The organism is Lutibacter citreus, assembly GCF_003260195.1.
Lineage (GTDB): Bacteria > Bacteroidota > Bacteroidia > Flavobacteriales > Flavobacteriaceae > Lutibacter > Lutibacter citreus.
The window spans coordinates 316,838-326,113 of the sequence record NZ_QEIH01000007.1 but is presented as its reverse complement, the minus strand read 5'-3'; the positions used below and the strand labels follow the sequence as shown (position 1 = coordinate 326,113).

Genomic DNA, 9,276 nt, shown 5'->3' with positions numbered 1-9,276 from the left:
TCCGAACAGAGAAGTTAAGCCTATCAGCGCAGATGGTACTGCCACTAGGTGGGAGAGTATGTCACCGCCTTTCTTTTGAAAAACCTTCAATTTAATTATTGAAGGTTTTTTTTTGCCCTTTTTTTAATTTTTTATTCATTAAAATAGTTATTAAAAAATAATTAGTTTTATTTTGCATACGGTTTATGAGAAAAATAATAATTATTTTATTGCTATCGATTAGTACTGTTTCAGCTCAGGTTGGTGGTGAAAGTATTTATAATTTTTTAAATTTAACCGGATCTGCAAGACAAACAGCGTTAGGTGGTAAAATACTAACTTTAGTTGATGATATAAATCAACCATCTTGGAATCCTTCAATAATTAATGAAAATTTAAGTAATAAAGTTGGAGTTAATTATTTGAATTATATAAGTGATGTTAATTTATTATCAGTTGCTTATGCTTTAAAAATAAATGATAAGGTTGGTACAATCTATTCTTCAATTAATTATTTAAATTATGGAAAGTTTGTAGGGGCTGATGAAGATGGAATTGAAACGGGAAACTTTAAGGCGTATGATGCTGTTTTTATTATTGGTTATTCATATAGAATTTCAAATTCAGATGTTCATTTAGGAAGTAATATTAAATTTATTAATTCTGTAATAGAAAATTATTCTTCATTAGGAGTTGCTTTAGATTTTGGTTTAAGTTATTATAATGAAGATAGTCCTTATATAGTTTCATTGGTGGTACGTAATATTGGATCTCAAATAAGTGTATATGATGAAGAAAGGGAAGATTTACCAAGTCAAATTGATTTTGGTCTTTCTTATAGACTTGAAAATGTACCTTTAAAATGGTATTTTACTATAGATAATCTTCAAAAATGGAAATTAGCTGTTAGTAACCCTTCAAATGAACAAATTGATATTGATGGAAATAGTAATGAAGAGCAAATATCTTTTATTGATAATGCTATGAGGCATTTATCAATTGGAGCAGAGTTATTTTCTGAAAGTGCATTTAATATTCAGTTAGGATATAATTTTAGGCGTTCTCAGGAATTCAAATTAATTGATAAAAGAACTTTTTCAGGTTTTACCGTTGGTTTTGGTATTAAGATGAATAAATTTAAGTTTAATTATGTATTTTCCAAATATCACCCTGCATCAAATGCTAGTACATTTAGTCTACTAATTAATTTAAATTAAACGTGAAAAAAATTACAATTGCAATAGATGGTTTTTCGTCTACAGGTAAAAGTACTGTAGCGAAGCAATTAGCCAATAAATTAAAATATGTTTATGTTGATTCAGGTGCTATGTATAGAGCCGTCACATTTTATGCTATGAAATCTGGAATAATTTCCGATTCTTTTTTTAATGTTAATGAATTACTTAAGAATTTAAAAAATATAATTTTAGAATTTAAATTTAACGATAAATTAGGTTTTGGCGAAATGTATTTAAATGGTGTTAATGTAGAAAAAGAAATTCGTTCTTTGGATGTTTCAAAACTGGTTAGTAAAGTAGCTACCGTTCCAGAAGTTAGAAAAGTATTGGTTGAAGAACAACAAGAAATGGGGAAGCAAAAAGGTGTTGTAATGGATGGAAGGGATATTGGAACTGTGGTTTTTCCCTTTGCTGAGTTAAAATTGTTTATGAATGCTTCTGCAGAAAAAAGAGCTCAAAGACGTTATGATGAATTAATAGATCGAGGAGATAATGTATCTTTTGATGAAATTTTAAAAAATGTTCAATATAGAGATCATATAGATTCTACAAGAGAAGACTCACCTTTGTATAAAGCTGAAGATGCTATTGAAATTGATAATTCTGATTTAAGTTTAAAAGATCAGTTTAATTTTATTTATAAGATTGTACAGAAAAGGATAAATGAATCTTAAGGAATATTAAGATATTTATGTGTTTGTAAAGATATTTTCCATTTTGGATTTTTCATAACAAATTCAACTAGCTGTGGTGTCATTATTTCTCTTTTACTCCATTCTGGTTGTAAATATAATTCACAGTTGTCAGAAACTTTGGCAGCTTGTTCTTCTGCAAATTTAAAATCATGTTTATTAGAAATAATAATTTTTAATTCATGTGCCTCTTTATATATTTCCTCTAAAGGTAATTTAGTTTTTTTTGGAGATAGGCAAATCCAATCCCATTTTCCACTTAATTTATATGCTCCTGAAGTTTCAATATGAATTCTCATATTGTTTTGTTTAAGTTCAGAAGTAATATAATCTAAATTCCACATAAGTGGTTCTCCACCTGTAATTACAACTGTATTAGCATGTTTACAAGCATTTTTTACAATTGTATTTGTTTTTGTAGGAGGATGTAAGTTTGCATTCCAACTTTCTTTAACATCGCACCAATGACACCCAACATCACAACCACCAATTCTAATAAAATAGGCAGCTTTTCCTGTATGAAAACCTTCACCTTGTATTGTGTAAAACTCTTCCATTAAAGGAAGCATTTCACCTTTGTTTATTTCCTCTTGTATTTGGGTACTAATCATTTTGCAAATATAGTGATTCACTTCATATTAAAATAATAGAATATAATTTCTATTGTAATTTTTAGTTCGAGTTATATATGTTATTTTTATCAAAAAATATAGTATGAGTAGAAAGGACGATTTTTTTGAGATTATAACTGAAGGTTATAAATGTAAAGGAGATTATTTAACATTTGGATCTGCCATTTTAGATGGAGAAACATTGAAAGATGCTTTTGTAAATGTACCTTTAAAAACATTAAATAGACATGGATTAATTGCTGGAGCTACTGGAACAGGAAAAACTAAGTCGCTTCAAGTAATGGCTGAAAATTTATCAGAAAAAGGTGTTCCTGTACTATTAATGGATATTAAGGGAGATTTAAGTGGATTAGCTCAGCCTAGCGCTGGTCATAAAAAAATTGATGAACGTCATGAAGCAATTGGTTTACCGTTTAATGCAAAAAAATTTCCAGTTGAAATATTGTCAATTTCTGAACAAGAAGGAGTTAAATTAAGAGCAACTATTTCAGAATTTGGACCTGTATTATTATCTAGAATTTTAGATTTAACAGAAACTCAGAGTGGTATTGTTTCTATTATATTTAAATATTGTGATGATAATAAATTACCATTATTAGATTTAAAAGATTTTAAAAAAATATTACAATTTTCTACTGAAGAAGGAAAAGAAGAAATTCAATCGGAATATGGAAGAATTTCATCTATGAGTACAGGTGCAATTTTAAGGAAATTGGTTGAATTAGAGCAACAAGGAGGTGATTTATTTTTTGGAGAACGTTCCTTTGATGTTAAAGATTTAGTAAGAACAGATGAAGACGGAAAAGGAATTATTTCAATATTACGTTTAACAGATATTCAGGATAGACCAAAATTGTTTTCAACTTTTATGTTACAATTGTTAGCAGAAGTTTATGCTACATTTCCAGAACAAGGAGATAGCGGAAAACCGGAGTTGGTAATTTTTATAGATGAAGCTCATTTAATTTTTAAAGAAGCATCTAAAGCGTTACTTTCTCAAATAGAAAGTATTGTTAAGTTAATACGATCAAAAGGAATCGGGTTATTTTTTGTAACTCAAAACCCAAAAGATGTTCCAGAAGATGTATTAGCTCAATTAGGTTTAAAAGTACAACATGCATTAAGAGCTTTTACTGCTAAAGATAGAAAGGCTATAAAATTAGCATCTGAAAATTATCCAGATTCTGATTATTATGATATAGATGAAACATTAACACAGTTAGGGATTGGAGAAGCTTTTGTTTCGGCATTAAATGAAAAAGGGATTCCAACTCCTTTGGTAGCAACTATGATGAGAGCTCCAATGAGCAGAATGGATGTTTTATCTGATAAAGAATTAAAACAATTAATAGATAATTCGAGATTGTATTATAAATATAATGAAAATATTGATAGAGAAAGCGCCTATGAATTATTGAATGAAAAAATTGAATTAATTAATGAAAAAGAAGAAGTTGAAAAAAAGAAAGAAGCAGCTGTTAAGTCTTCTAGAACTTCAAGTAAAAGTAGAAAGAGTACTCGAATGAATCCAATTTTAAAAGTAGTTACAAGTGCCACTTTTATTAGAGGTGTATTGGGAATTTTAAAGAGAGTTATTTAAGTTCCAATAAAAATAGGATTAAAGCGTTAATAAAGAAATCTAAAAATTATTGAAGTTATATTTATGTCATTTTTAAAAAAGTGTTTTATAGTAGTTGTGTCGTTAGTGTTTGTTCAATGTGCAAAAAATAATAATTATCTTATAGATAAAGGGAATGTTGGTAATATTAATAAACAAACTACTTTAGAGGAGTTAAAATTAATATTTGAAAATGATTCAATTTCTTTGAATAATTCAGAGAGTGTTAAAAATAAAGAAATTTTTATTGATAACGAAGAGTATTATGTGTTTACAAAAGAAGGTAAGAAGTTATTGGAGATTGTTCCTGTTGAAAATAGCGACTCTATAGTTAAAATAAAAAGTATTCAAATATTTGATTCTAATTATATTACAGATAAAGGAATTTCATTAAAATCTACTTTTAAAGATATAAATGCAAGTTATATGGTGAATAAAGTTGAAACAACTTTAACTTCAGCCACTCTTTTTATAGATGAATTAAACGCTACAATTTCAATAGATAAAAAAGAATTAGGTTTAAATAGTTTTAGTAGAGATGAAATTTCAATTGATCAAATCCCAGATATTGCTAAGATAAAATACTTCACTATTTGGTTTAATTAATATGAAGAAAACCGATAGGATAAAAGTTAAAAGAGCCCCTAAAAGAGGTTTTTACGATGAGGAAACTATCCATAAAATTTTGGATGCCAATTTTATTTGTCAAGTTGCTTTTGTTCATAACGGTTATCCTGTAATTATTCCAACAATTTATGGCAGAAAAGGAGATTCTATTTATATTCACGGGGCAACAGTAAGTAGGATGTTGGTTGAATTAGAAAAGGGATTTCAAATTTCACTCAGTATTACTCAAATGGATGGAATTGTATTAGCTCGTTCTGCCTTTCATCATTCTTTAAATTATCAATCTGTTACTGTGTTTGGAAATGCAGAATTAGTTTTAAGTGAAGATGAAAGGATGGAAGCTTTAAAAATTATTTCAGATCAAATTATTCCAAATCGTTGGGAGGAAGTTCGTCTTCCAAATAAAAAAGAAATGAAAGCTACTAAAGTTATTAGAATTCCTATTACAGAAGCTTCTGCAAAAATTAGAAAAGGTCCACCAATAGATGACAGGGCAGATTATGAATTGCCTATTTGGGCAGGAGTAATTCCTATTAAAACAAAATATGGAAATCCAATTCCTGATCTTGCACTAAAAGAAGAAATTAAAAGCCCTAAGAGCGTATTAAATTTAACTAAAAATAAAAGTTAAAGTAAAGTATAGGTTTTATTCATTTCGGCAACAGTACAATTCCAATTTAAAGTGGTTCTTATTTTAACTTTTAAAGCTTGGCTTTGATGTGATTCACCGTGGTTTATAAAAGTTAATGTTGGTGGTGATTTAAAATGTTTTAGCCAATCCAATAATTCACTTTGATCTGCATGACCAGAAAAAGCGTTTATTTTGAAAATTTCAGCCTTTACATCATGATATTTTCCGAAAAATTTAATTTCAGGATCACCTAAAAGTAATGATTTTCCTCTTGTTCCTTCAGCCTGAAAACCAACAATTAAAATACTATTTTTCTCATCTTCAATACATTTATCTAAATAATGTAATACTCTACCTCCAGTAATCATTCCACTTCCGGCTAATACAATTTTAGGGCTGTTATCACTTACAACTGTTTTAGATACACTAGCTTCGCTAATAAGTTGAACAGTTTCAAGCATACTTTTTACATCTTCAGAAGTTAATTTATGATTGTTTTTATGTTTAAAATAAACTTCTGTAGCATTAACTCCCATTGGACTATCTAAATATATTGGAATTTTTGGGAGTCGTTTCTCTCTTTTTAAGATACTTAATAAATAAATTATTTCTTGAGCTCGCTCTACTGAAAAAGTTGGAATAATTAAAATACCACCTTTTTTATAAGTGTGTTCAATATAATCTAAAAGTTTCTCGCTAATTGGAGTTTTTTCGTGTAATCTATTTCCGTAAGTAGATTCAACTACTAAATAATCTGCTTTTTCAATATATTCATATTGAGGAAGAAGAATTGGGTTTTTTCTACCGATATCTCCTGAGAAAACTAGAGTTTTACCATCTACTTTTATTAATACAAAAACACTACCTAAGATATGCCCACTATTTACAAATTTAAGTTCTATACCTCTTTCAATTTTATGCCAATGGTTGGATTCTAAAACTTTGAATTGCTCTAGACTTGTTTTTGCATCTTCAACAGTGTATAATGGTAATGATGGTTTATGTCTAGTGTATTGATGCTTGTTTGCTCTAAGTGAATCTTCTTCTTGAATTTTACCACTATCCAATAAGATTATTTCTGCTAAATCTCTAGTTGCAGATGTGCAATAAATTTTACCTTTATAACCATCTTTTACTAATAGAGGTAAGTAGCCTGAATGATCTAAATGAGCGTGAGTTAAAATCACTAAATCCAGTTTATTTAAATCTAAGGGCATTCGCTCCCAGTTTTTATTTCGTAACTCTTTAATACCTTGAAATAAACCACAATCAATTAAAATTTTTCTATAATTAACTTCAAGTAATATTTTTGACCCTGTTACCGTACCAGCGCCACCATAAAAAGTAAGTTTCATTTTTTTCATTTTTTAATAAATTAAATTGGATCTAGTTTGTCCTTCTAATTTACAAAAAATTAAATGAATTTAATAATTGTTATATAACGTATTTATATGTAAATTTAATAGTTCATTATAAGTGATTTACTTATGAAGTATTCATTATTTAAATATAAAATCTTCTATTATTTAATATTAATTATTGTAGTTTTTTTATTTAATTCCTGCAGTAATAGTGAAGAAAAAACACATCCAATAAAAAGGGATTTGGTAGAATCTGTTTATTCATCTGTAATTGTTCAACCAGATAGTTTATATAACGTTTATAGTGTGGCTTCTGGTATTTTAGTTAAGAATTTTGTGGAAGAAGGAGATTTGGTGATTAAAGGTGAAAAATTAATCCAAATTACAAATACAGCTACAAAATTAAACTCAAATAATGCAAAATTAGCGTTTGATTTAGCGAAGGAAAATTATTTTGGAAATGCAGCAATTTTAGATGGTATAAAAGATGAAATTACAGCCGCAGAACTTAAATTTAAAAACGATTCAGTAAATTTCTATAGACAACAAAGGCTTTGGAATAAAAAAATAGGTTCAAGGTTTGAATTTGAAACCCGTAAACTTAATTATCAATTGTCTAAAAGCAATTTAAATTTACTTCAGAATAAATTTGACAGAACTAAAAAAGAGTTGCTCACATCTGTAAAGCAAACTGAAAACAGTTATAAATCTAGCTTAGTAAATACAAATGATTATACGGTAAAAAGTATAATGAAAGGAAAAGTATATGAACTAACAAAAGAACCTGGGGAAATAGTAACAAATTTTGATCCTGTTGCAGTTATTGGAAGTGCAACTTTATTTACTATTAAAATGTTGGTAGATGAAGTTGATATTGTTAAAATTTCAAAAGGACAACAGGTGATTATTAGTTTAGACGCTTATAAAGGAGAGGCTTTTGCGGGTAAAGTTTCAAAAATATATCCTAAAAAAGATGAACGGAATCAAACTTTTAAGGTTGAAGCTATTTTTAAGGAAGCTCCTAAAGTATTGTATCCAGGTTTATCTGGGGAAGCAAATATTGTAATTGGTTCTAAAAAAAATGTACTTACTGTCCCTAAAATATATATAAATGAAAATAATGAAGTAAAAACAGTTAATGGTGTTTTAACTGTAAAAACGGGATTGCAAAACTTAGAGTTTATTGAAATTATTTCAGGAATTTCAGAAAATACAAATATTTACAAACCAGATAAATGATAAATAGAAAAGTAATATTATCTATTGCAAAAACGCATTTGCTTACAAAAATTAAACAAACTGCAACGGCCGCATTAGGTGTTACTTTTGGTATTGGAGCTTATATAATAATGGTAAGTTTTATGACAGGGTTAAATCAAATGTTAGATGATTTAATTTTAAATTTAACACCGCATATTCATATCTATAATGAAATTCAACCTTCAAAAAAACAACCAATTACTTTATATGATGATTTTAAGAATAGCTTTAATATAGTTCACTCTATAAAACCAAAAATGAATCAAAAAAAAATTCATAATGCATATCCAATAATTAATTATTTAGCACAAAATAAAAATGTATTAGGGGTTTTACCACAATTAAAATCTCAAATATTTTATATAGCAGGAACTATTGAGTTAGGAGGAAGTTTAATAGGTATAAATCCTATTGAAGAGGCAACTTATTTTAAATTAAATGATTACATAGTTAATGGTTCTGCTGAAGCTCTTTATAATAGTAGTAATGGTATTTTATTAGGAATTGAAATTGCTAAAAAAATGTCATTAAATGTAGGAGATAGGGTACAAATTGGGACTGTTTCTGGAACTGTTTTCCCTTTAAAAATTGTAGGGTTTTATCAAAGTGGAATTGCAGATGTTGATGTAATACAAAGTTTTGCAAATATAAAAACTGTTCAACGTATTTTAGGTGAACCTGAAAATTACATCACAGATATTAATGTGAAATTAAAGGATATTGATAAAGCTTTTTTAATGGCAAAAGACATTGAAAAGCAATTTAGTTTAACAGCGATGGATATTAATACAGCAAATGCACAGTTTGATACAGGTAGTTCAATAAGAAATTTGATTACTTACGCTGTTTCAATTACATTATTAATTGTAGCTGGATTTGGAATTTATAATATTTTAAATATGCTTATTTATGAAAAAATGAATGATATAGCTATTTTAAAAGCTATAGGTTTTTCAGGTAAAGATGTGCAACTAATATTTATGTATCAGGCAGTTATTATTGGTTTTGTAGGAGGTGTTTTAGGATTAATTTTAGGTTTTGGATTATCGCATTTAATAGACAATGTTCCTTTTGAAACTGAAGCTCTTCCAAGAGTAAAAACGTATCCGGTTAATTTTAATTTTTGGTATTATATTATAGGTATTTCGTTTGCATTAATTGCTACATTTTTTGCTGGATATTTACCTTCTCAAAAAGCCAAAAAAATAGATCCAGTAGATATTATAAGAGGTCAATAA

9 protein-coding genes are annotated in these 9,276 nt (G+C 27.7%); 7 read left to right on the top strand and 2 right to left on the bottom strand.

What is annotated here, in order from left to right; genetic code table 11:
* Nucleotides 1–185: 185 nt before the first annotated feature.
* Both porQ and cmk read left to right on the top strand, forming a co-directional pair.
* Nucleotides 186–1,196, top strand: coding sequence for a type IX secretion system protein PorQ (gene porQ / locus DAD81_RS16285; protein ID WP_111709366.1), 1,011 nt, complete (start codon nt 186–188; stop codon nt 1,194–1,196).
* Between the two features lie 2 nt (nt 1,197–1,198).
* Complete coding sequence (gene cmk / locus DAD81_RS16280) at nt 1,199–1,891, top strand: (d)CMP kinase (RefSeq protein WP_111709365.1); 693 nt, start codon at nt 1,199–1,201, stop codon at nt 1,889–1,891.
* On the opposite strand, the gene DAD81_RS16275 is transcribed toward cmk, so the two are convergent.
* Nucleotides 1,888–2,520, bottom strand: a complete 633-nt coding sequence (locus tag DAD81_RS16275) for a 7-carboxy-7-deazaguanine synthase QueE (protein WP_111709364.1) — start codon at nt 2,518–2,520, stop codon at nt 1,888–1,890. The genes cmk and DAD81_RS16275 overlap by 4 nt on opposite strands.
* 103 nt (nt 2,521–2,623) lie before the next feature.
* Here DAD81_RS16275 and DAD81_RS16270 point away from each other — a divergent pair, with 103 nt between their 5' ends.
* The 3 genes from DAD81_RS16270 to DAD81_RS16260 all read left to right on the top strand — a co-directional run bounded on the left by DAD81_RS16270 (nt 2,624) and on the right by DAD81_RS16260 (nt 5,417).
* Nucleotides 2,624–4,141, top strand: a complete 1,518-nt coding sequence (locus DAD81_RS16270; RefSeq protein WP_111709363.1) for a helicase HerA-like domain-containing protein — start codon at nt 2,624–2,626, stop codon at nt 4,139–4,141.
* Nucleotides 4,142–4,204: 63 nt separating this feature from the next.
* On the top strand, nt 4,205–4,765 hold the full coding sequence (locus tag DAD81_RS16265) for a hypothetical protein (protein WP_111709362.1): 561 nt from the start codon (nt 4,205–4,207) through the stop codon (nt 4,763–4,765).
* A gap of 1 nt (nt 4,766) precedes the next feature.
* Nucleotides 4,767–5,417, top strand: coding sequence for a pyridoxamine 5'-phosphate oxidase family protein (locus tag DAD81_RS16260; RefSeq protein ID WP_111709361.1), 651 nt, complete (start codon nt 4,767–4,769; stop codon nt 5,415–5,417).
* Here the strand turns inward: DAD81_RS16260 and DAD81_RS16255 are convergent.
* Nucleotides 5,414–6,781 (bottom strand): MBL fold metallo-hydrolase RNA specificity domain-containing protein, encoded by a 1,368-nt coding sequence (locus DAD81_RS16255; RefSeq protein WP_111709360.1) that lies wholly within the window; start codon nt 6,779–6,781, stop codon nt 5,414–5,416. The two genes, DAD81_RS16260 and DAD81_RS16255, sit on opposite strands and share 4 nt — an antisense overlap.
* A 123-nt stretch (nt 6,782–6,904) precedes the next feature.
* Between DAD81_RS16255 and DAD81_RS16250 the strand changes: the two genes are divergently transcribed.
* Both DAD81_RS16250 and DAD81_RS16245 read left to right on the top strand, forming a co-directional pair.
* On the top strand, nt 6,905–8,017 hold the full coding sequence (locus tag DAD81_RS16250) for an efflux RND transporter periplasmic adaptor subunit (RefSeq protein WP_111709359.1): 1,113 nt from the start codon (nt 6,905–6,907) through the stop codon (nt 8,015–8,017).
* Complete coding sequence (locus DAD81_RS16245) at nt 8,014–9,276, top strand: ABC transporter permease (protein WP_111709358.1); 1,263 nt, start codon at nt 8,014–8,016, stop codon at nt 9,274–9,276. The genes DAD81_RS16250 and DAD81_RS16245 overlap by 4 nt, the downstream gene beginning before the upstream one ends.